This is a genomic window from Caproicibacterium argilliputei, from assembly GCF_029211325.2.
In the GTDB taxonomy this organism is placed as follows: Bacteria; Bacillota; Clostridia; order Oscillospirales; family Acutalibacteraceae; genus Caproicibacterium; species Caproicibacterium argilliputei.
Map to the genome: position 1 here is coordinate 1,834,604 of NZ_CP135996.1, position 23,721 is coordinate 1,858,324.

Sequence of the window (23,721 nt, forward strand, 5' to 3'; positions counted from 1 at the left end):
AGGTATGTGGAACGCAGACGGCCCGAACTGGGCATCGATCTGCTTTTGTTGACGTATGTGCAGCAGGATTCGACCACGATTGCGGCTGTGTCCTGTTACAAGTAACTATTATAACGGATATTCGGGCAAATTTCAATTCCAATTTTTAAATATGTTTTTTGTAGGATTCACCAACTAGTTCTGTTTGGTGTGCTGAATAAAGTTCCAAGAGTCGCGGCACATATCGTCCAAATTGTACTGTGCCTGCCAGTGCAGTTCGTTTTTCGCCTTGGAAACGTCCGCATAGCAGGTGGCAATATCCCCGTCACGGCGGGGTGCAACCTTGTAATTGACCTTTTTGCCGGAAGCTTTTTCAAAGGCGTGCACAACCTCCAGCACACTGCTGCCACGGCCGGTACCCAGATTGTACACCACACAGCCCTCTGCAGTGTCCAGCTTTTCCAGCGCGCTGATGTGACCGCTGGCAAGGTCGCACACATGGATATAATCCCGCACGCCGGTACCGTCCGGCGTGTCATAGTCGTCGCCGTAAACGGACAGGCACGGCAGGATTCCCGCTGCGACACGGGCAACGTACGGCATGAGATTGTTGGGAATCCCGTTCGGGTTTTCGCCAATCAAGCCGGACGGATGCGCACCGATTGGATTAAAGTAGCGCAGCAGCGCAGCTTTCATCTCCGGATCGGCCACGCAGACATCCTGCAGAATCCGTTCAATCATCACTTTCGTGGTGCCGTAAGGATTGGTGGTACCGCCAATTGGCATATCCTCCCGGAACGGCACCGGGTTTTTGCTGCCGTACACCGTGGCGGAAGAACTGAAAACAATCTGGTGCACGCCGTATTTGCGCATCAGCTTCAGCAGAACCAGCGTACCAGTCAGGTTATTGTGGTAGTACTCCAGCGGCTTATGCACGCTTTCCCCAACTGCTTTAAGCCCTGCAAAGTGAATCACGGCATCAATCTTGTTTTCCGCAAAGACCTGCTCAAATGCCGGTTCATCTAACATATCGCACTCATAAAACGGAAACTCCCGTTTGGTAATCGTCTGAATCGCCTTCACGGCATCCATACTGGAATTTGCAAAATTGTCCATGACAACGATATTGTAGTCATGATTCAGCAGTTCCACACAGGTGTGGCTGCCAATAAAGCCGGCACCGCCGGTTACAAGAATCGTTTTCATTGCTGTCCTTCCTTTCCGCCGGAAAAACCGGCCCTGCACTTTGGAACATTTTCTTCTGGTCATCATAACACCGAAGCCGCGCCGCCGTCAAGTTTTACAGATTCTGTGCCGGGCGATTGGCGAGGTATCTTTTGTACGCTTCCCGCAGCTGTGCGCTGGTGTCTTCCGGGCAGGTCGGGTTGCAGTTGGCCCACGCACCGGTTTCGCTGGAAGCGTTGAATTTCTGCTTTTCCGCACTGCGCATCGGCGGAAAAAATTTGATGTGATAGTGAAAATCTTTGCTGTAATCGCCGCTGTTGACCGGCGCGCTGTACATACACATCATGTACGGGAAACGATAACCGAACAGCGCGTCCAGCATCCCCACGGTGTCGCGGATCGTGATACCGAGGCTGTCTTTTTCCGCGTCGGTCAGGTCCGTCAGGTATGCCACATGGCGGTTTGCCATGATGTACACGCCGTAGGGATAATCCGAATAGAACGGCAGATAGACGGTAAAATGGCCGTTCTGAAAGATGACCCGCTTCTGCTCTTTCCGTTCGTTTTGCAGCGTGTCGCAGAACAGGCAGGAACCGTTTTCTTCGTAATACTTTCTCGCGCTGCCGGACTCCAGCTGAATACGCTTCGGAATGAACGAATAACCGTACATCTGGCCATGGGGATGCGGCATGGTCACGCCGACTGCCTCTCCGCGGTTTTCAAATGGGAACACGTATTTAATTTTTTCATCTTCCGCCATTTTCGCGAACCGCTCGCACCAAAGGTCAACCAATTTGCGCATATGGCTGTCGGAAAGCTCCGGCAGGGTTGTGGTATGTCCCGGGGAATAAAGAATGACCTCGCATTTTCCGTAGTTCGGCGCGGTTTTAAAGAAGTCGGTCGCCACGTCATCCGGCGTGGGCGGGTTTTGCGTCAATGCCGGAAAGTCGTTGTCATACTCCAATACTTCATAATCCGGCACATTGCCGAAACTTGGGCAGAACGGGCAGTAATCTTTCGGCATCTGCGGGCGGTTCTGCCGATTGCTCGCAATCATATGCCAATCCTGTAAAAACGGATTCCATCTTAACTCAGCCAATGTAAACGTCCTCCATTCTCTTATCTCATTTAAGGTTTTAGGGCTTTGCCCCAAACCCTGAAAAGCATCAAAAGCGCGTTCCGTGCGTTTCCGCACACTGCCAGCGGAGGCTTCCCCACTCACGCCGCTTTGACGCAGACTATAAAAAGGCAAAAGCGCGCTCCATGCGCTTCCGCACACTGCCGGCGGAGGCTTCCCCACTCAGCCTGCAACTTGGATACCACCGACCGGACGGATGCGTAACAGATGGCAAGAACCATCACCCAGCCATGCATTCATGGCCTGGACAAATGCCGCCGCGTGATTCTGGGGCACAAACACCTGTACCGTACCAGCAAAACCGCCGCCGTGTACGCGCCACGCCATGGCATCTTTGTCTGCAAGGCTCTGCGCAAAGTGTGAAATCAATCCAAGCGTCACCGAAACAGCCTGCTGATTCCAGTGCTCGGCGCTGTAGATGTTTTGCAGATACATAAAAGAAGATTCGCCGGATGCGCGGACAAGCTGCTTAAACTTCTCAAAGTCCTTCATGCGCAATGCAAGCGCTTCTTCCTGCGCACGCCGGTCATCCTGATAAAAATGCATGGTACGCAGAATCGGCCGGTCGCCAACCGCCTTGCGCAGCTCCGGAATATGTGCATAGAACTGCGTTTCCGGCACTTCGCTAAGCACCTCTTTGCCAAAGTACGCCGCTACTTCGCGCATTTCTGCCGGAATCGCCGCGTAATCCGGCGTCAAGTCCGCATGGCTCGCGTGTGTGTCGATAATACACAGCGCATAGCCGCAGGAATTCAGGTCAAACGCCACCTGCTGTGCCTGCGGATGCTCCTGATTGGCAAAATTGATGGCGACAAAACCGCCAATGCTGCTGGCTGCCTGATCCATCAAACCGCTCGGCTTGCCGAAATAGACATTTTCGGCATACTGCCCCACCTGCGCAATCTTCATGGCACTTTCCTTGCCGCCGCAGAAAAGCGTGTTGATGGCGGTTCCAATCAGCACCTCAAACGCTGCGCTGCTGGAAAGCCCGCTGCCGCTGAGCACTTGTGATGTGGTGTACGCGTCAAACCCGGCAACCGGATATCCCATTTCCACAAAGCGGTTTGCAATGCCGCGCAGCAGCGCCTGGCTGGTGTTCTTTTCCTCCTCGTGTACGGAAAGGTCTGTCAGATCCACCTGATCTTCCGGATAGCCCTGCGACTTCACACGAATTTTATAATCGCTGTTTGGAGAAACAACAGCAATCACGTCCAGATTCACCGCCGCCGCCAGCACATGGCCGCGCTGGTGGTCGGTGTGGTTTCCGCCAACTTCCGTACGCCCCGGCGCGCTGAACACAAATACCTCGCGCTCTTCCCCATAAAGGGAAGCAAAACAGTCAATCGCATCCGCGTAGCGCTGCGCGACCGCTTCACAGCCATCCTCCCCGCAGGCGTAAATATGCTTTATTTTCTCATTTAGGCTTCCCAATAGGAAGGCGTCCTTTGCCTGAATCCGTTTCATTTTCTACATCTCCTTATCTGACCGTTTCTAACAAATTGTGAGATTTTCCGAAATTCATGTTTGCTTTCTGCACATTTATAGTAATCCGGTTTTACAGAAGGTGCAAGCACGGAATGTTTCAAATTTATGGATAAATGTTGCGCGCCTGTACTTTCTACATATCGTACAGGCGCGCATCCACAATTTTGTGGAATCCTTCTGCTTTTTAAGACCTTTGTCAGCCTGCCGGCGGGGTCTGCACAACCGAATGCAGGCGTGCATATGCCTGCCACTTTCCAGACAAAAAGCGGATGGTATAAATCAGCGCACGGAACACCCAATCCAGCACCATGGCAATCCACACACCAACCGCGCCCATACCGAAATGCTGCCCTAAAATGTAGCTGAACAAAATCCGGAATACGCACATGGAAATGATAGACCATATCATGGGGAAGCGGACATCGTTTGCCGCACGCAAAGCATTGGGCAGCACGAACGCAAGCGGCCAGAACAGCATGGCAAAGCCATCATGAATAAAGACCAGCTTGGTCGCAAGTGCCAAGGTGTCCGGTGTCAGGTTATACAAAAGAAAAATCGGCTGCAGGAACAGCAGCACGGAACCGCAGACCGCAATCATGCTGGCATAGGCAATTCCGGTCAAATGTTTGGCGTAGTGCCGCACCTGCTGCAGATCCCCGGCGCCCACACACCGCCCGACCACCGTAATCATCGCTAAGGAGAGAGCCTGTCCCGGAATGCAGCCAACACCGTCCAGATTATTGGCAACTGCGTTTGCCGCAACCTGCACCGTGCCGAAAACCGAGATGATACTGACCACCAGCGTGCGCCCCAACTGAAACATACTGTTTTCCAGTGCACTGGGAATCCCGATGCGCAGAATCCGACGGATCATCTGCAGATTCGGTTTCAGCTGTTCCCAGGTAAAGGAGGCATACACCATATTATCCCGCCGCCGCACCAGCTGCATCATCACGATGGCGCCGGAAATACGTGCCAATGTCGAGGAAACTGTGACACCCGCCACACCGATGTGCAGGCCAAACACGAAAAATGCATTTCCGGCAATGTTCAGCACATTCATAAAAACGGAAGTCAGCATGGAAACGCGGCTGTTGCCCATGGAGCGGTACAGCGCCGCGCCCGCATTGTACAAAGCGATAAACGGGTAGCTAAGCGCGGAAATGGTAAAAACCAGCACGCAGTTCTGCATGACTTCGTCTGAAATCGCACCGAAAAACAGGCGCAGAATCGGTCGGCACAGCGTCAGGCACAGCACCATGAACAGCAGGCTAATCAGCAGGGAAACCGTCAGCAGCTGCGATGCCGCGCGGCACGCTCCCTGCCGGTTCTCTGCCCCCAGATACTGGCTGACCACCACCGCACCGCCTGTGGTCATGGCGGCAAAAACATTGAGCATCAGTACATTGAGCATATCTACCAGTGAAACCGCACTGACAGCCGCCTCTCCAACAGATGAAACCATGGTCACATCCGCCATACCCACTGTCACCGCTAAAAGCTGCTCGATCACCAGCGGCCAGATTAGCCGCCACAATTCCTGCCTTGTAAACAGGTTTTCCCGCTGTTTCATTCCAACCCCCAGAAAGATTCCATATGTCTAAAATTGATTTTAGAAAACACACTTCTGTTTTCCGCATTTCATTGTACGCGCGCAAACGACAAAAGTAAACCGATTCTTCTGCCCTCCGCATTCGCTGTTCTTTCTTTCCAGACTGGAAATTCCTTCGCGTCTGCGGTATAATACGAAATTGTAATGGCTATTTTACCTATTGAATGCAAAGGACTTTTTTAAATGTTGAAAACCACCGAAAACGCCAAAGAAACCGCCGCCGTTGTGCTGCCCGCCGTGCTGTGCACGCTGCTGTGGGGCAGCGCCTTTCCGTGCATTAAAATCGGGTACCTTGCCTTTCGGGTGCAGGGGGCGTTCTCTCAGATTCTGTTTGCCGGGCTGCGCTTTGCGCTTGCGGGGCTGCTGGTGCTGCTTTTTCAGCTTGTGCGGGAAAAGAAACTGCCGGTGCCGCCACGGCAAAGCTGCCTTTCTGTTTTTGGTCTGGGGCTGGTGATGACCACCGCGCAGTACCTGCTGTTTTATCTGGGACTTGCCAACACCACCGGTGTGCGCGGTTCCATTATTCAGGGCACCGGCACCTTCCTCACTGTCATACTGGCACACTTTTTCCTGCGCGGCGAGGACCGCATGACCCGCCGCCGGATTCTCGGCTGTCTGGTTGGGTTTGTGGGCGTGGTGCTGGTGAATCTGGACGGTGCCGCCGGCGGGTTCCGTCTGGACGGCGAGGGTCTGCTGTTCCTCGCCACCGCCATGTTTTCAGTCGGCTCCCTGCTGAGCAAAGGAATTACCCGCACGGTAGACCCATTCTGCGCGACCGGGTGGCAGCTGTTTCTGGGCGGTGCTGTACTGGTGGTCATCGGGTTGTTCGGCGGCGGCAGACTGGCACCGACCGGTGCGCAGAGTTGGGGGATTTTTCTGTACCTTGCGGCGCTTTCCAGTATTGCGTTTACCATTTGGACGGTTCTGCTGCAGAAGCACCCGGCGGGGCAGGTTGCTGTGTACAATTTTCTGACACCGGTGTTCGGTGTGCTGCTGTCAGCGCTGTTCCTGCGTGAGTCCCTTTCCGGCTGGAAAACCGCGGCGGCGCTGGTGCTGGTCTGTGCCGGCATTATTCTGGTGAACCGAAGCGCGCCCGCCGCAGAGCCACAGCTTCCGCAAAGGAATCATCCCTAAACCCAGAAAAGGAGGTGCTCCCGTGAAAGAAAACCTGACGCTGCCCTACACGGAGCAGCCGATTTTTATTCGGCTGCTCAGCCGGTATATGCTGCACGACATTGGTCGCTCGGCGGCGGCGCTGGCTTACTATTTCCTTTTCTCCATGTTTCCGGCACTGATTCTGGTGACCATGCTGCTCACCTGGCTAAAGCTGCCGCCGCTGTTTATGGAAATGCTGAAAGGCATCGTGCCACAGGACATTCTGGACATTACAGCCACCTATATGGAGCACATCAATCAAGTCAACAGCGGCACCAAAAACTTTTCGCTGTTTCTCGGCAGCATCCTGCTGCTGTTTTACTTTACCATGCGTGCCATGAACTGTGTAATCCGCACTATCCGTACCGCTTACGGCTACAAATCCACGAAATCGCCCCTGCGGCAGCAGTTGAATCTGTTTGCGGCAACGTTCCTGATGATGATCGGTATTCTGGTTTCCCTCATTTTGATTAACGTCGGGCGGCGGGTACTGCACTTTTTGTCCCCTGTTCTGCACCTGACCTCCACCTCCATTGACATCTGGAACCTGTTCCGCTTTGTCATTCTGGCAGTCATCCTTTTTTCCGTTTTGTTTTTGATTTATTACCTGGTGCCCGGCCGTGTGCACACCCCTAAGCGGGTGCTGCCCGGCACCTTTCTGGCCATGTTTTCATGGTTGGCATTTTCCGTAATTTACGCGTTTTATGTAGAAAATATCAACAATTACTCCCTGCTGTACGGCACGCTCGGTGCGGTCATTGTGCTGTTGCTGTGGCTGTACTTCAGTGGATTTGTGCTGATTCTCGGTGCGGAAGTGAACGGCATTTACCTGGAAATGCGCTCGGAAATGCGTATGAAAAAAGTCACCGTACCCCAGTGGAAATACCTGTGGCTGTGCGGATGGGATTTGCGGCATCCCCCGCAGAAACCGCACTCCAAAAATCATCTCAACAAAAAATAGGGACAGAAACCGACAGATTCTGAGACGAAAAATCACCCCATGCGGTGGGAAAGCTACGCATGAGGTGATTTTTTATGGTTTACAAACCAGACGAACTTTTCAGGGACTGCCGCTTTCCCAAGGGCGAGCACATCAGCGGCTTTGAGCAAAACAACGACCGGTACTGCCACATTCCCGACTGCAGCATGGAGGATGCGCTTTCCGGCACCAACAGCACAGATGTCGCTTATGAAGGCGGTGTCTGCACCACCGGTCAAACCCACGCCAACGCAGACGAGCGTGCCGACCGCGCCGCCAAAAAAGCAAAGCGGTCTGCTGCCCCCTTTCCCACGCCGGAAGAAAAGAACCAAGATGACCCTCTGCGCCGCCCCACACCGCCGCGTTTTTACCCATAATGGCACACTGGTTCAGTGCTGCTCCTCTGCGTCCTCTTTGGTGGCATGAACAGTTCCGCGAGGGTGTTCTGGCGGTGCATAGACGGAGAAAAGCTTGAGCGGACGCACACCGGAGTTTATCACATTGTGCCAATAACCCGCCGGCACCAAGAATGCATCGTCCACAAAAACATTCGTGCGAAAATCAAGATTGTCTTTTTCTTTCCCCATACGAACCATGCCGTGGCCGTCCTCCACATACAGCATCTGGTCCGTGTCGGGGTGCATTTCCAGCCCGATTTCCTGCCCGGGGTTAATGTTCATGACCGTAAGCTGCAGGTGCTTTCCGGTCCACAGGGCTGTTCGAAACATCCGATTATCCCGTGTTGCTTTGGCCAGATTGAGCGCATACGGCTCCGGTCCGTGATCCGTCAGGTGTACAATCGGATTTCTCTGCCGACTGCCGGAGCAGGGGCACTGCCGGTTATCCATCATCGCTTTCCTTCCCTTCCAAGCGTATTTTTATAGTACAGTGTATGCGTACTTCGGGAAAAGAGAACCAAGCAGGAGCCGGCTGCAACAGCTACCTGCGCGTCACAAAAAACGTTTGTCAGGCTTCTTAATTTTTCCTTTCTTTTCCGATGAAATTGTGGTATAGTGAAAGAAAAAGATGGGAGATGACAAAATGGACGTTTCTTCTATTGCCGCCATGAGCACCAGTATGCATCTGGCACAAACCCAGCAGACCGCCAGCGTTTCTGTTGCAAAAAAGGCGATGAACCTGCAGGAAACACAAAGTGCCGCACTGATTCAGACCATGCAGGCTTCCAACCATCAACTGGACGTTTTAGCGTAAACGGGCCGCCCTTCGGGGCGGTTTTTTGCTGTCTGCTGCATTTCGCGCGGAGAAATGCCGTACTGCGCATGAAACGCGCGCGCAAAGTTGGTGTAGTCGGCAAAACCACTCTGCAGGTAAGCCTCGCCCGGAGCGGCGCCCGCCTGCAGCGCCAGCCGAGCGGCAATCAGCCGCTTGCGCACAATGTACTGATGGACGGAAAAGCCGGTGTATTTTTTAAATTGCCTCGTTAAATGATATTTACTCAAATAAAAACGGGCGGACAACGAATCCAGAGAAAGTTCCTCGCGCAAATGCCGGTTGATATACTGCACAACCGCGTCCATTTTTGCATCCTGCTCCACCGTTTTTCCCAAATCAAGCGGCGCCGCAAAGCAAGCGCGGTTGAGCAAGACTAAAAGCTGCGCACAGTAAGCGCGCCGCAGTGCCGCGCTGCCGTAAGCATCGCTGACATACACCTGCTCCAGTTTCCGGCAAAGGGTGTGCAGTGCATCCCGCACCTCCGGCACCGGCCGCAGCAGGTTCAGGCGGCGGCGGGCAGAAACCTCAAAGCACAGTGACAAATCGTCACTGCCGCCGAGGGAACGGACATACGCCGGCTGCAGCCACAGCACAACCCGCTCATAAACCTGCCCCTTCCACACCTGTGGGCGGTGCAGCTCCCGGTTATTGGTCAGCAGAACATCCCCCGACTGGGGGCGGTACTGCCGCCCCTCGACCAGATATGTGACATTACCAGAAAGGAAAAACAGCACTTCATAAAAATCGTGGCTGTGATAAGGCACCTCGACCGGCTCGTGGTTGACAGAATGAAAATACTCAAAATCCGGACGGATCATTTCCTGTCTGTCCGTAAATTCCCCAAACAGTTGTTTCACAGTGCCCCTCCCTGCGTGTTTTTACCATCGTACCGCGAGCGCAAAGAAAAGGCAAGGATTTTTCCCGCAAACTGCGCAATTTTTGCAGTGTATATCCGCAAATTTCGCAAAGTATTCTGCAAAAAATGCGTGTATACTAAAATGAAGAAATGACAGGCAAAAAGAGCTTTTAGGAGGAATACACACATGAAACCACTCATTCAAGACGACTTCATGCTGCACAGTGGCACCGCCTCGCTGCTGTACCACCGCTTCGCGGAAAAAGCGCCGATTTTTGACTATCACTGCCACCTGAGTCCGGCAGAAATTCTCGAAAACAAAACCTACCGCAATCTAACAGAAGTTTGGCTTTCCGGCGACCACTACAAATGGCGCCTGATGCGCGCTGCCGGTGTACCGGAAGCGTACATCACCGGAAACGCCGACCCTTACGACAAATTCCTGCAATTTTCCAAGACGGTTCCCCGCTGTGCCGGCAACCCGATGTATCACTGGACACAGTTGGAGCTCAAACGCTACTTCGGCATTGACGACCTGCTCAACCCGGAAAACGCGCCGCGCATTTGGGAGCGCAGCGGAGAGCAGCTGCAAAGCCCGGCGTGTTCGGCTCGAGAGTTAATCCGCCGCAGCGGCGTCGCCGCGCTTTGCACCACCGATGACCCCGTGGACGACCTGCACTGCCATAAGGCACTGGCCGCCGACAAAAGCTTCGGCGTGCGGGTGCTGCCCTCCTTCCGACCAGAAACAGCGCTGCATCCCGAAAATCAGAACTTTACAGTCTGGGTGCAGCAGCTTTCGCAGGTGACCGGTCAATCCATTACCACGCTGCGTGAGCTGGAAGACGCTTTGGAAAAACGCGCGGTCTTTTTCCGGCAGGCAGGCTGCCTTTCTGCCGACCAGAGTCTGGCATCGCCGGACTTCCGCTGCGGAACACGCGCGGAAGCGGAGGCTGCGTTCCAGAAACGCATGGAGGGAAAATCCCTGACCGATGCTGAAACAAACGCTTACCAAGTACAGCTGCTGCTGGCACTGGGACGCATATACCACAGGCTGGGGCTTGTCATGCAGCTGCACTTCGGCGTCATCCGCAGCTGCAGCAGCCGGATGCTGGCACAGTGCGGTGCCGACACTGGTTTTGACGCCGTGGGAGATGGCATCTCCGCCGCTTCTCTCGCCGCTCTGCTGGATGCGCTGGACCGTACCGGTGAACTGCCCAAAACCGTTGTTTACTCTCTCAATGCCAACGACAACGACAAACTTGCCAGCGTGCTCGGCTGCTTCCAAGAAAACGTTTTCCCGCAGAAAATGCAGTTGGGCGCGGCATGGTGGTTTAACGACCACCGGGACGGCATGGAAGCGCAGATGCGGGCACTGGCAAACACTGGCCTGCTTTCCGGCTTCATCGGTATGCTGACCGATTCCCGCAGCTTCCTGTCCTACACGCGGCACGAGTACTTCCGTCGTATTCTGTGCAACCTGCTCGGTGAGTGGACAGAGCGCGGCGAACTGCCCACGGATTACGACCTGCTGGGCGGCATGGTGGAGGATATCTGCTTTCATAATGCCGAAACCTATTTTGATCTGCCGAAAATGCAGGAATAGCACGCATAGCACTTTCTTTTTACAGTCGATTATGGTATTCTGATGCATAAAGGAGTTGTTACCATGAATGAAATTTTGAAAAAAATCGGTGCAGTCACCATTGTGCCCGTCATAAAAGTCCGTGACATAGAAAACGCGGTGCCGCTGGCGCAGGCTCTCTGCCGCGGAGGTCTGCCCGCTGCGGAAATCACGTTTCGTGCCGCCGGTGCACAGGAAGCCATCCGCCGGATTCGCAGTGCCGTTCCGGAAATGCTGGTCGGCGCCGGCACCGTGCTGACCACCGAGCAGGCAGACCGCGCCATTGACGCAGGTGCGCAGTTTCTGGTCAGCCCGGGGCTGAACCCCAAAGTGACCCGCCATGTGCTGGAACACGGCGTAACCATGCTGCCCGGCTGCGCAACCCCTGCAGAGTGTGAGTGCGCTATGGAACTGGGGCTGGACACTGTGAAGTTTTTCCCCGCGGAAGCGGCAGGCGGTCTGCCCATGATTAAAGCCATGAGCGCGCCTTACGGCAACCTGCATTTCATGCCGACCGGCGGCATCAAGCCGGAAAATCTGGACAGCTACCTTGCTTTTGATAAAGTGCTCGCCTGCGGCGGTACCTGGATGGTAAAAGAGTCGCTGATTGAAGCCCATCAGTTTGACCGCATCGAACAGCTGACGCGTGAAGCCGTGCAGACCATGCTGGGGCTGCGCGTCCAGCACGTGGGCATTAACTGCAAAAACAGCGGCGAAGCATCTGCGCTGGGCGACGCGCTGCGCGCACTTTCACTTTCAAAAGAAGAAAAGCTGGTTTCTTACTTCAGCGGCAGTTTGTTTGAACTGATGAAAACCCCCGGACGCGGCACAAACGGACACGTGGCACTGGGTGTCAGCCACTTGCAGCGTGCGGTGGATTACCTGCAGCTGCGCGGCGTTTCCTTTGATGACAGCAGCCGGCAGTACGCCGAAGACGGCAGCTTGCGGCTGATTTACCTGCAAGAGGAATTCGGCGGTTTTGCGTTGCATCTGTCTCAAAACTAAGCGGCGTGCAAAAATACAGAAAAATGAAAAGAAGCACTTCCCTTTCTGCCGAATCTGTAGTAAAATAGCATTGGTTAGAAACGCTAAAAATTTCTAAATTGCTATCTTCAGCAGTAAGGAGAACGGAATGGAAAAGCGCCTGCCGGATATGCTGGATATCCTGACCTACGTTCGTGACGCACAGACTTATGAACTGCTTTACTGGAACTCTGCCGCGCGCTGCTTTGCCCGCGCGGATCATATCGGCACCGGCGAGAACCGCAAGTGCTACAAGGCGCTTTACGGTCGCAGCGAACCCTGCACCTGCTGTACTGCAGACACAGCTCCCTGCTTTACACAGCAGTACACAGACGCCGCTTCCAGCCGCCGGTACCTCATGCGCGGACATAGCGCGCAAACCGGCGGCCGCAGAGTCGAGGTGGTGACCGGAACCGACATCACCGGACTGCCGCTGTGCTCGGCGAATAGCGGCAGCGCGTGTGCCCTTGCCGAACGTGACACGGTCACCGGGCTGTACAGCCAAACGGCGTTCTGCCAACGCGCAGATCAGCTGCGTGCGGCTTTTCCGCAAGCACAGTATGTTTATATCCGCACGGATCTGAATAAGTTTCGCATTTTTAACGATGCATTCGGCATACAGGAAGGTGACCGGCTACTGGCAGGCATCGCGCGAATGCTGCGGCAGCAAATCGGCCCGCACGACTGCTGCGGCCATATGTTTGCCGATGTTTTCTGCTTGATGGTCGATTTTGATACGGATGAAGCCGTAATTGCCTTTCTGGATCGTATCGGCAGTATACATCCGCTGCGGCACACCTCTCTGCTGGCCTCCACCGGCATTTACCGCCCCGCCGCAAGTGGGGAACCTTCCGCTGTGTGCTTGGAGAAAGCGGGATTTGCACATAAATTTGCAAAAGTCGGTGCTTTGCCGCACTACCGGTTTTATGATGAACAGGTTCGTCAGCAGCAGCGCTGCGAAAGCATGATGGAATTTCAGATGGAAGATGCCCTGCAGTCCGGGCAGTTCGTGGTCTACCTGCAGCCGAAGTACGACCTGCTGACGCAAAACGTCGTCGGCGCGGAAGCACTGGTGCGCTGGAACCATCCCACGCTCGGTTTAATCCCTCCTGACCGGTTTATTCCGCTGTTTGAACGCAACGGCTTCATTCTGAAACTGGATGCCTACATCTGGCAGGAAACTTGCCGCCTGCAGCGCCTCTGGCTGGATCATGGGCTTGCAGCTGTGCCGATTTCCGTCAATGTGTCACGCCTGCACCTGTGCAGCCCGCAGTTCTGCTCCACAGTGCTAAGCCTGACAAGCCGCTACCGGCTCTCCCCCAAAATGCTGGAGCTGGAGCTGACGGAAAGTCTGTTTGTACAGGACATTAACCGGCTGACCGGCGTTTTGCAGACACTGCGCAGCGATGGCTTTGCCATTAACATGGATGACTTCGGTTCCGGCTACTCCTCCCTGAACTTTCTGGACGGCTTAGAAGTGGACGTGCTAAAGTTGGACTGCGGTTTTTTGAAAGGCGGTGTGGCACCACAGCGCAGCCGCACTATTCTGCGGCACATGATTGCCATGGCACGCGAACTTGGTTTGCGCATTGTCACGGAAGGGGTCGAAACACCGGAGCAGGCACAGCTGCTGCTGGAATACGGTTGTGACATCATTCAGGGATTCTACGTCAGCCGTCCCATTCCTGCCGAACAGTTTGCCCAACAGTACTTGCAGCCAAAAAGTGCATAAAGGGTTCGCTGTCTAAAAGGTGCAGCGAGCCCTTTTGTTTGGAAGCGCGGTACAGATGGATGATGCAAGTCGCTTTTTGACACCTTTTTTAACCGTCTGCAGAACTGCATCCTGCATAAATATTAGTTTCGATTGTTCAGTGCGGCGGAAGCTCCGGCTTCTATGCGGCGCTGCCACACCAATTATCTGCTTTTAAAAGCAGAATAGAGTGGATTTATAAAATATTCTATTTCTTTTTCACCTTCACCTATAATTCTGTATGTTTTATTAGGGATTCGTCCGAATCTTATAAAATTTCTCTCAACTTTTGCGTCTTGCCATATTGAAATAAGATTCATAAAAGTATATAATTTTTTCTATACAGATTCTCTATTTTATCATCAGCCTTTTTAAAATCCAGCTGAAACAGGGATAAAGCTTCATTTTCATACAAGATTTATTGTTTTGCAGAATTTCAAAGAATGATTCTATATATCTATGCGTGCATGGGCTTTCTCTTGCTGCCCGTGTAAAGTATTGCTTTTCGCTTGCGTGAAGCAATTTCAGGCAGTTTTCGCCTGCCTGAAAAAAGGAGGAGATTTCGGGAATGATTTCAAACAAGCGTCTCATTCTAATTGTAGACGACAATCAGGTGAACCGCCAGATTCTCTGCAAAATCCTTTCAGACGAATACGACATTGTACAAGCCGCTAACGGACAGGAAGGTCTGCAGATCCTGCGCCAGAAGCCCGAAGCGATTTCCGCAATCCTGCTGGACTTGGTAATGCCAGTCATGAGTGGATACACCTTTTTGGACATTCAGCAGGCAGACAAAAGGCTGGCGGCCGTTCCAGTCATTGTGGAAACCCAGCGGGAGGATTCAAAATTTGAAATTGACGCTCTGGCGCGCGGCGCGTCAGACTTTTTGACAAAACCGTATAATCCTGCGCTGATTAAACAGCAGATTGCCAACATCATCAAGCTGCATGAAACCGCTGCCTTTGCCAACAGCATCGAACATGATGCACTGACCCGCCTGTATAACAAAGAAGCATTCTATATGCACGCTGCAGAACTGCTCAGCCAAAATAAACAGACAGCGTATGACTTGCTCTGCATGGATATTGAAAATTTCAAACTCGTCAACGATGTATTCGGAGAAACCGAAGGCGACCGTCTGCTCTGCTTCCTTGCCAAGGTTTTGCAAAGCTGTATTTCAGACGGCTACGTCTGCCGGCATGGCGGTGACATCTTTGCCGCCATTCTGCCGCGCCAATCCTGCTACTCCACCCTGCTCTCGCGCATTCAGAACGAACTGGCGGAAAGCTCCATGCAGTATATGCACGTACAGCTAAAATTCGGCGTGTACCCAATTGAAGACACTGACATCACCGTGCGTGCCATGTTTGACCGCGCCAAAATTGCCTGCAAATCCATCACTCGCAAGTATGATGCGCAGATTGCCTTTTACAACAAAGCCATCGGCAACCGTTTAAATGAAGAGCAGCAGATTGCCGCAGAGATGCGCAGTGCACTGCAGAACGGGGAATTTGTAGTTTATTATCAGCCGCAATACGACCTAAAAACCGGCACTCTCATTGGTGCGGAGTCCCTGGTGCGCTGGCAGCATCCCACGCGGGGGTTTCTGCCGCCAGATACATTTATTCCTCTTTTCGAGCAGAATGGCTTTATCACGCAGCTTGACATTTTTGTGTGGAAAACCGTTTGCCGCCAGATGCGTGAATGGATTGACCAAGGGCACCGCTATGTTCCAGTTTCCATTAACATCTCGCGCGTAGATATTTACAATCCCCACCTGCCGGAAATCATCATGGACATTCTGAACCAGCAAAAGCTAGCGCCGGAATGCATCCATCTGGAAATCACAGAAACCGCTTATACAGACAATCCCAAGCAGCTGATTGCAACCGTGGAAAAATTGAAAGCTTACGGCCTGCATATTGATATGGATGACTTTGGCTCCGGCTACTCCTCTCTGAATATGCTCAGTGAAGTGCCGGTAGACACCCTCAAGCTGGATATGCGCTTCCTGCAGAACACCCAGAAAAGCAGCCGCGGCGGCAACATCCTATTCTTCATCATGAACCTTGCCAAATGGCTGGAAGTCAGCGTGATTGCCGAAGGCATTGAAACCGAAGCGCAGATGCTGTATTTGGGCAGTCTGGGCTGTGATTATGGACAGGGATACTACTTTGCCAAACCGATGCCGTATGCAGACTTTCAGAATCTGCTGTGCAGTCAGCTTGACCGGAATCAGTGCGTTTCAGTCAAGCCCACTTATCTGGGTGGCAGCAACTGCCTGATTTCGCAGAAAGAAATCTGGAAGATGGATTCCATTTTCAACCGAATTTTTCACTCCTTTATCGGGCCACTGGCGCTGTTTGAGTACCAAACCGACAAGCTGCTGCTCATTCGGGCCAATGATGCTTTCTGCAGCACCTGCAGCTTTGTCCGAAATTACATAGGAGAAAGTCTGACCACGATGTTCTGTGTGGATGACCCGGCGCGTTTTCAAACAAGGTTGGAGCACTGTGTGCGCACAGGTGAGCCTCTGACTGAAACATTTTACAGCATTCCGCGTAAAGAGTACACAGTGCCGATGCGGATGCAGGTCATTTGCCGCAACACCCAGAAGACACTGGTGCTCGCCTCAGCGCAGTTTCTCTCCAGTTCTCTGGAACTGGGCAGTTCCACGACTGCCTGACCGCACAGAAAGGAAGGTTGCCTGATGAGCCGGCTAATCGACTTGCTGAACGTTTACGGTGCTGATACCGCCGTTACCATGGAGCGCTTTCTGCAGGATGAGGCTCTGTACCAAAGCTGCCTGCAGAGTTTCAGCGCAGACCCGGCCTTTGACGAGCTGCGACGCGCTCTGCAGAAACAGGATTTTACCGCTGCATTCAACGCTGCTCACACGCTAAAAGGCGTGGCGGGAAACCTTGGGCTGACTCCGCTGTTCAACACCATCAGTACCCTGGTGGAAGCGCTGCGCGCCAAAGAGTTTTCTAATGTCGTGCAGCAGCACAAAGCCATCTGCCTGGAAAAGGAAAGAATGGAATCTATTCTGCTCTGCCATAATTAAAGCCGCCCCGCGCAAGGCCTCTGCCCTGCCGGAACGGCTTTTTACTGCTTGTTTTTCAGCCAAGGATGCGCTACAATGACAACGACAGATCCCAACAAAAATAGTGGAGGAACCCACATGGAAATTTCAATCGCATCCTTAAAGAAGCCCTGTATCTGCGGCAAAACACACCCGCTTTACGTTCGTGACCTTTGGATTGAATCCGGTGCCCTGCAGCGGCTTCCGGAATTGACCGGCAGCAGCCGCACCGCGGTTCTCTGCGACGAAAACACCTTTGCCGCAGCCGGCAAGACTGTCTGTGCCCTGCTGCCCGGGTGCACCTGTGTGAAACTGCCTGCTGCGGGCCTGCACGCAAACGAACGCGGCGTTGCGCTTGCCAAGGAGCACCTGCAGGGAAGTGCGCCGGAACTTCTGGTGGCAGTCGGTTCCGGCACCATTCACGACCTGACCCGGTTCATCGCGCATGAACAGAAAATTCCATTCATTTCCGTACCGACAGCAGCCAGTGTGGATGGTTTTGTCTCCACGGTTGCGGCCATGACCTGGGAGGGATTCAAGAAGACATTCCCTGCGGTTTCCCCGCTGTATGTAGTGGCGGACACCGCTGTTTTTTCCAAGGCACCGCAGCGGCTCACCGCCTCTGGTGTAGCAGACCTGCTTGGAAAATACACCGCCCTAACAGACTGGAAAGCCGCACACCTGCTGACAGGCGAATTCATCTGCCCGCACATCTGCGAACTAGAGGACAAAGCGCTGCAGGCACTGCAGGACTGCATTCCTGACCTTGCGAAAGGCAGCGAGCAGGCGTACGAAACCCTGATGTACGGTCTGCTGCTGTCCGGCTTGGCCATGCAGATGGCAGGCAACAGCCGACCAGCTTCCGGTGCGGAGCACCATCTGTCCCATCTGTGGGAAATGGAAGCCCTTAATTCCTATGTAGATGCCTACCACGGTCAAAAAGTTGGTGTCGGTCTTTTGCTGGTAGCAGAAGTTTATCACCGTGCCGCAGCAAAGCTGCGCGCCGGCGCAAACGTTGTTCCGTATCACGGCATTGAAACCGCTCTGCTGCGGGAAAAGCTGCCGAAACGGCTTCTGCACAGTATTCTGGTGGAAAATGAGCCGGACCCCATGGGGCAGATTCCCGATGCTGCCCTGCTGGAAAAAGCCCCCGCACTTGCTGACCTTCTGGATGCGGTTCCCTCTGCCGCGTCACTTTCATCGATTCTGGAACAGGTCGGCGGTGTACGTACCATGGCGGACATCGGTCTGGACCTTGCGCGAAAAACAGATTCCCTACGTCTGTCGCCTTATGTACGCAACCGTCTGACGGTTATGCGGCTGTTAAAGCGATACGATTTTTATGAGGAGGTCATTCGCTGAACGCTGCCGTTTTCCCACGCCTGTAACTGTACGGCATTGCAAAAAAGACGTTCCCACTTTCTTGGTGAGAACGTCTTTTTTCTGTGGAAATTTTTTGCTCAGCCGCCGCAAATCAAGTTCATCTCCGCGACTGCGCGACCCTTTCGGTAATAGATGCGTGGCACACGCTTGCTGATACCGCAGGTAATCTCGTAATTGATGGTGCCAATTTTTTCTGCCATCTCATCTGCTGTCACCGCATCGCTGCCGTCCGCGCCAATCAGCGTTACCAGATCGTCTTCCTGCACATCCGGAATATCTGTCACGTCCACCATCATCTGGTCCATACAGATTCGGCCAATGCTGTGCGCACGCCTGCCGCGAATCAGCACATCCACCTTCCCGGAAAGCAGGCGCGGGTAGCCGTCCGCGTAGCCTACCGGCACGGTTGCCACCTTGGTTTCGCGCGCAGTGCGATACGTGCAGCCGTAACTGACCGGCACACCGGCCGGCAGTGTTTTCACCAAAGACACCACGCTTTTCAGCCGCATCACTCGTTGCAGATCCAGCTGTCTGCGTACCTTGCCGGAGGGCATCATCCCGTACAGAATCACGCCTGGGCGGCACATATCCAGCTGGAACTCCGGATAATCCATCAAACCTGCGGAGTTGTCACAATGGCGGATGCGGAAACGCACCCCCATGTTCTCCAGCTGCTCAATCGCACCGGTAAAGCACCGGTACTGCTGCCGCGTAAAATTCTCTCCGTCGCCGCCCTCATCCGCAACGGCAAAATGTGTAAAAATGCCCTCCGGCAGCAGATTTTGCAGGGCAGAAACGCGGGCAATCTCCTGCAGGGATCCCGCATCCCGCTGTGCATCTTGATACAGGAACCCAATGCGGCTCATGCCGGTGTCCAATTTGATGTGCGCACGCACCCGGACACCGGCTGCCTGTGCCTGCGCGTTGAGCTGCTGCGCATACTTTTCCGAAAGCACCGCCTGCGCGATGTTGAGGTCGGCAAGCCTTTTCGCCTCGGTGGGCGGTGTGTAACCCAGAATCAAAATTGGCAGACCAACCCCGCAGGCTCGAATCTGAATAGCTTCCTCCAAATTGGAAACCGCCAGCCACTGCGCCCCCAGGCGTTCATACAAATGCGCCAGCTGCTCCGCTCCGTGCCCGTAAGCATCCGCTTTCACAACACAGCACATTTTCACACCGGGCTGCAGCGCTTCCCGAATTTCATGGTAGTTATGCGCCGCAGCATCCAGGTCAATTTCCGCCCAGGTTCGTTTCAGTGAATTATTCAAAATACTTTACACCCGATTCAAACAATTTTTGGTCCTTTTCGCCGGGTACGTTCTGATAGAGATGGGCACCGCGGCGTTCGCTGTGCCCCATCTTTCCCAAAATCCGACCGTCCGGACTGGTAATGCCTTCAATCGCGCAGACTGAGCCGTTCGGATTCCACTCGATTTTTCCGCTGGGGCTGCCATCCGGTGTGACATACTGTGTGGCAATTTGTCCGTTTGCGGCGAGTTCATCCAGCACTGTTTCGCTTGCCACGAAACGGCCCTCACCGTGCGAAACAGGCACTGTGAACACTTCTCCCGGCTGTACCGCTGCAAACCACGGCGACTTCACACTGGTAACGCGCGTATAAACCATACGTGAAACATGGCGTCCCAACGTATTGAAAGTCAGCGTCGGCGCATCCTTGCTCGGCTCTGTAATTTTTCCGTACGGAACCAGTCCCAGCTTAATCAGCGCCTGAAAACCGTTGCAGATGCCCAGCATCAGACCGTCGCGTTGTTCCAGCAGGCGCGCCACTTCCTCTGCCACTTTCGGGCTGCGGAACGTGGTCGCGATAAACTTTCCGGAGCCGTCCGGCTCATCGCCGCCGGAAAAACCGCCGGGCAGCATAATCATCTGACTGCGGGCAATCGCCGCCGCCATGGCGTCAATGGTTTCTTCAATGGCTGCTGGCGTGCGGTTCTTGACAACCAGGATTTCCACCTGTGCACCCGCGCGGCGGAAAGCTTTGGCACTGTCATACTCGCAGTTAGTTCCCGGAAATACCGGAATGAACACGCGCGGCTTGGCTGTTTTCAACACCGGCCCCTGCGCACAGTGGGTTTGATACAGCGGAATGTCCCGCGAAAGCGGTACCTCCGCGGCACAGCTTGGGAAAACAGCTTCCAGTGTTCCACTCCACGCGGCGGTCAAGTCTGCCAACGGCATGGAAACGCCGCCCAGAATGACGGCTTTCTCCGCAACGGTTTCGCCGACTTTTACCGCACCTTCCGGCAAAGCGGCACCCGCTTTCAGCTCCAGCAACAGTGCGCCGCAGCGCGGTGCAAAGAGTGCCTGTGCACGCTCCATGGCAGGGTCAAACGCGATGCCGACTTGGTTGCCGAATGCCATTTTTGCGGCAGCAGCCGCCACGCCGCCTTCCTTCACAACGGAAGCGGACAGCACCGCGCCGGAATCCGTCAGCTTCGCGACCATTTGGTAGTATGCCTTCAGTGCTTTCCAATCCGGCAAATGTGTTTCCGCCTGCACCGGCAGCGGCAGCAGCACAACTGCGTGTCCCGCACCCTGCAGTGCCGCGGAACGTGTCCGGCTTGCCTTGGTCATCGTCACGGCAAAGCTCACCAGTGTTGGCGGTACGTCCAAATGCTCAAACGTGCCGCTCATGCTGTCCTTGCCGCCAATCGCCGGCAGTCCCAGCCCGAGCTGTGCGGAAAGCGCGCCCAGCAGCGCGGCGGTCGGCTTGCCCCACCGCTTCGGGTCTTCGGTCATGCGCTCAAAATACTCCTGAAAGGTCAGACGTGCCGTAAGCGGGTCAGCCCCCATGGCGCAGAGCTTGGACAGACTTTCGGTCACGGCCCATGCCGCACCGTGGAAGGGACTCCACTTGGAAATGCCGGGAATAAAGCCGAACGCCATTGCGGTTGCATCGTCCGTTTCTCCGTCCGTCGGAATTTTTGCCGCCATGCCTTCTTCCGGTGTCAACTGATACTTTCCGGCAAAAGGCATCAGCACCGTTGCTGCCCCGATGGAAGCGTCAAAACGTTCCGCCAGTCCTTTCTGCCCGCAGACTTCCAGCCGCGTAAGGTTATCACGGAAGGCTTGCACCAGTGGCTTGCCCGCAAGGCATACCGGAACCTGCTCTCGGTAGTCGTCCTGCAGGTCTGCGGGTGCAATTTCTACTTTGGTTTCCTGCGTAACGCCGTTTGTATCCAAAAACGCACGCGTGATGCTCACAATCTCATCTCCGCGCCAGAACATCCGCAGGCGCGGCTCTTCCGTTACAATGGCCACTGCGGTAGCTGCCAGGTTCTCCTGCTCCGCCTGTGCGATGAACGCATCCACATTGCCAGGAGCCAGCACAACCGCCATGCGCTCCTGACTTTCTGAAATGGCGAGTTCCGTGCCGTCCAATCCCTCATATTTTTTCGGAACTTTATCCAAATCAATGCGCAGACCGGGGGCAAGCTCTCCGATTGCCACACTGACACCGCCCGCGCCAAAATCGTTGCAGCGCTTAATTTGATGTGCCACTTCCGGCTTGCGGAACATCCGCTGAATTTTGCGCTCAGTCGGCGGGTTGCCCTTCTGCACCTCCGCGCCGCATTCCTCCACACTTTCTTCCGTATGTGCCTTGCTGGAGCCCGTCGCACCACCGATGCCGTCGCGCCCGGTCGCGCCGCCCAGCAGCACAATCACGTCGCCGGGCACCGGCTCCTCGCGCACCACGTTGGCTTTGGGTGAAGCGCCGACCACCGCGCCGATTTCCATGCGCTTGGCAACGTAACCGGGATCATAAAGCTCCTGCACCTGACCGGTTGCCAGCCCAACCTGATTGCCGTAAGAGGAATAGCCGTGCGCCGCGCCGGTGGTAATCTTCCGGCTGGGCAGCTTGCCGTGCAGCGTCTGTTCCACCGGAACGCGCGGGTCGCCGCTGCCGGTCACACGCATAGCCTGGTACACATAGGCACGGCCGGAAAGCGGGTCGCGAATCGCGCCGCCCAGACAGGTGGCAGCACCGCCGAACGGCTCAATTTCCGTGGGGTGGTTGTGGGTTTCATTTTTAAACTGCACCAGCCACGGCTCTGTTTTGCCGTCAATCGTCACTGGTACTTCAATGGAGCAGGCGTTAATTTCCTCGCTCTGGTCAAGGTCTGGAATCAAGCCGCGCTTCTTGAGCACTTTCATGCCGATAACCGCCATATCCATAAGCGAAACCGGCCGCTTCGTTTCCTTGCCGTACACCTCATCCCGTACTGCATAGTACGCGCGCAGCGCTTGTTCAATGGCACCGCTGACCGCGCTTTGTGCCACAGTGATGTGCCGCAGGCACGTGCTGAATGTGGTGTGACGGCAGTGGTCGCTCCAGTACGTGTCAATGACGCGCAGTTCGGTCACCGAAGGATCACGCTGCTCTTCATTTTTAAAATAGTCCCGCACAAACAGCAGATCTTCCAACGTCATGGCAAAGCCCATGCGTGCATAATAGGCCTGCATCTGGTCGCTTCCCCACACCGTAAAGCCCTGCACGCGCGCGACATCTTCCGGGCGCTGCACGCGCATTTCCAGTGTGTCGGGTTTTTCCATGGAGGCCAACCGGCTTTCCACCGGGTTGATTAGATAGCTGCGAATGCGCTCCATCTCTGCCGCAGAAAGCGTGCCCTGCACCGCAACCACCTTTGCCGTAACCACCTGTGGGCGCTCGCCCTGTGTCAGCAGCTGCACACACTGTGCGGCGCTGTCTGCGCGCTGGTCGTACTGACCGGGCAGGTACTCCATGGCAAACGCCTGCCAGTCTTCCAACGGGCAGGTTTCTTCGTATACCAGATCCTGATTCGGTTCCGAAAGGATGGTGTCGCGGGCACGGGCAAATTCCTCAGCCGAAAGGCCGGATACATCATAGCGGTTCAGCAGCCGCAGGGCTGTAATTCCCTTCAGTCCTAGATTGTTGACCAAGTCCTCCCGAATATGCTGCGCTTCTACGTCGAAGCCGGGCTTCTTTTCCACAAAAACTCTGCTAACGTTAGACATCGTTTCCCCCGTTCCGCCGGTTGCCCGGCTTTCTGTGTGCTGAAGCTCACACTTTCCGCGGCGCTGTGCGGGTGTGCCGCAAAAAGGAAGTTCTTCAAACTCTGTGCCGTGTTTTTTCATTTTATCATAAATCCTTGCGCAAGGAAAGGCAGAAAACACAAAACCGCCCGCAGACAAAAAGCGAAGCCGGAAAGCCGCACTTTCCGCTTCGCTTTTCATTT

General features: G+C 54.5%; 18 protein-coding genes. 10 read left to right on the forward strand and 8 right to left on the reverse strand.

The annotated features are described in order from the left end of the window. Positions 1-174: 174 nt before the first annotated feature. From galE to PXC00_RS09015, 4 genes are all read right to left on the reverse strand, one after another. A complete protein-coding gene (gene galE / locus PXC00_RS09000) occupies positions 175-1,185 on the reverse strand; it encodes a UDP-glucose 4-epimerase GalE (protein ID WP_275846507.1) in 1,011 nt (336 codons plus the stop codon). 94 nt (positions 1,186-1,279) lie between these two features. After that, positions 1,280-2,263, reverse strand: a complete 984-nt coding sequence (gene galT, locus PXC00_RS09005; RefSeq protein ID WP_275846506.1) for a galactose-1-phosphate uridylyltransferase — start codon at positions 2,261-2,263, stop codon at positions 1,280-1,282. A gap of 201 nt (positions 2,264-2,464) precedes the next feature. After that, entirely contained in the window at positions 2,465-3,766 is a 1,302-nt protein-coding gene (locus PXC00_RS09010; protein ID WP_275846504.1) for a galactokinase, read from the reverse strand. 217 nt (positions 3,767-3,983) lie between these two features. Next, entirely contained in the window at positions 3,984-5,360 is a 1,377-nt protein-coding gene (locus tag PXC00_RS09015) for an MATE family efflux transporter (RefSeq protein ID WP_275846501.1), read from the reverse strand. Positions 5,361-5,582: 222 nt separating this feature from the next. Between PXC00_RS09015 and PXC00_RS09020 the strand changes: the two genes are divergently transcribed. From PXC00_RS09020 to PXC00_RS09030, 3 genes are all read left to right on the forward strand, one after another. Continuing rightward, positions 5,583-6,533, forward strand: a complete 951-nt coding sequence (locus tag PXC00_RS09020) for a DMT family transporter (protein WP_316934924.1) — start codon at positions 5,583-5,585, stop codon at positions 6,531-6,533. 22 nt (positions 6,534-6,555) lie between these two features. Next, positions 6,556-7,515 (forward strand): YihY/virulence factor BrkB family protein, encoded by a 960-nt coding sequence (locus PXC00_RS09025; RefSeq protein WP_275846495.1) that lies wholly within the window; start codon positions 6,556-6,558, stop codon positions 7,513-7,515. 74 nt (positions 7,516-7,589) lie between these two features. Continuing rightward, positions 7,590-7,910: a hypothetical protein gene (locus PXC00_RS09030; RefSeq protein WP_275846492.1), complete on the forward strand. Its 321-nt coding sequence runs from the start codon at positions 7,590-7,592 to the stop codon at positions 7,908-7,910. Between the two features lie 12 nt (positions 7,911-7,922). Here the strand turns inward: PXC00_RS09030 and PXC00_RS09035 are convergent, their stop codons facing one another. Then, positions 7,923-8,384, reverse strand: coding sequence for a cupin domain-containing protein (locus tag PXC00_RS09035; protein WP_275846490.1), 462 nt, complete (start codon positions 8,382-8,384; stop codon positions 7,923-7,925). Positions 8,385-8,574: 190 nt separating this feature from the next. On the opposite strand from PXC00_RS09035, the gene PXC00_RS09040 reads away from it, so the two are divergent. Continuing rightward, positions 8,575-8,745 (forward strand): YjfB family protein, encoded by a 171-nt coding sequence (locus tag PXC00_RS09040; protein WP_316934925.1) that lies wholly within the window; start codon positions 8,575-8,577, stop codon positions 8,743-8,745. Here PXC00_RS09040 and PXC00_RS09045 read toward each other — a convergent pair. Then, positions 8,724-9,623, reverse strand: a complete 900-nt coding sequence (locus PXC00_RS09045; RefSeq protein ID WP_275846485.1) for an AraC family transcriptional regulator — start codon at positions 9,621-9,623, stop codon at positions 8,724-8,726. The genes PXC00_RS09040 and PXC00_RS09045 overlap by 22 nt on opposite strands. Positions 9,624-9,809: 186 nt before the next feature. Between PXC00_RS09045 and uxaC the strand changes: the two genes are divergently transcribed. The 6 genes from uxaC (at position 9,810) to PXC00_RS09075 (ending at position 18,460) form a co-directional block, all read left to right on the forward strand. Continuing rightward, a complete protein-coding gene (gene uxaC, locus PXC00_RS09050; protein ID WP_275846482.1) occupies positions 9,810-11,225 on the forward strand; it encodes a glucuronate isomerase in 1,416 nt (471 codons plus the stop codon). 63 nt (positions 11,226-11,288) lie between these two features. Next, positions 11,289-12,248: a bifunctional 4-hydroxy-2-oxoglutarate aldolase/2-dehydro-3-deoxy-phosphogluconate aldolase gene (locus PXC00_RS09055; RefSeq protein WP_275846480.1), complete on the forward strand. Its 960-nt coding sequence runs from the start codon at positions 11,289-11,291 to the stop codon at positions 12,246-12,248. Positions 12,249-12,375: 127 nt separating this feature from the next. Beyond that, positions 12,376-13,998, forward strand: coding sequence for a putative bifunctional diguanylate cyclase/phosphodiesterase (locus PXC00_RS09060; protein WP_275846477.1), 1,623 nt, complete (start codon positions 12,376-12,378; stop codon positions 13,996-13,998). Between the two features lie 586 nt (positions 13,999-14,584). Beyond that, positions 14,585-16,702, forward strand: a complete 2,118-nt coding sequence (locus tag PXC00_RS09065) for a two-component system response regulator (RefSeq protein WP_275846475.1) — start codon at positions 14,585-14,587, stop codon at positions 16,700-16,702. Between the two features lie 24 nt (positions 16,703-16,726). Then, positions 16,727-17,080: an Hpt domain-containing protein gene (locus PXC00_RS09070; RefSeq protein WP_275846473.1), complete on the forward strand. Its 354-nt coding sequence runs from the start codon at positions 16,727-16,729 to the stop codon at positions 17,078-17,080. A 117-nt stretch (positions 17,081-17,197) separates the two neighbouring features. Continuing rightward, positions 17,198-18,460, forward strand: a complete 1,263-nt coding sequence (locus tag PXC00_RS09075; protein WP_275846472.1) for a sn-glycerol-1-phosphate dehydrogenase — start codon at positions 17,198-17,200, stop codon at positions 18,458-18,460. Positions 18,461-18,558: 98 nt separating this feature from the next. Here PXC00_RS09075 and alr read toward each other — a convergent pair whose 3' ends face one another. After that, positions 18,559-19,749 carry an alanine racemase gene (gene alr, locus PXC00_RS09080; RefSeq protein ID WP_275846470.1) on the reverse strand — a complete coding sequence of 397 codons (1,191 nt, stop codon included), beginning with the start codon at positions 19,747-19,749 and terminating at the stop codon, positions 18,559-18,561. Beyond that, entirely contained in the window at positions 19,742-23,500 is a 3,759-nt protein-coding gene (locus tag PXC00_RS09085) for a phosphoribosylformylglycinamidine synthase (protein ID WP_275846520.1), read from the reverse strand. The genes alr and PXC00_RS09085 overlap by 8 nt, the downstream gene beginning before the upstream one ends. Between the last annotated feature and the right edge of the window lie 221 nt (positions 23,501-23,721).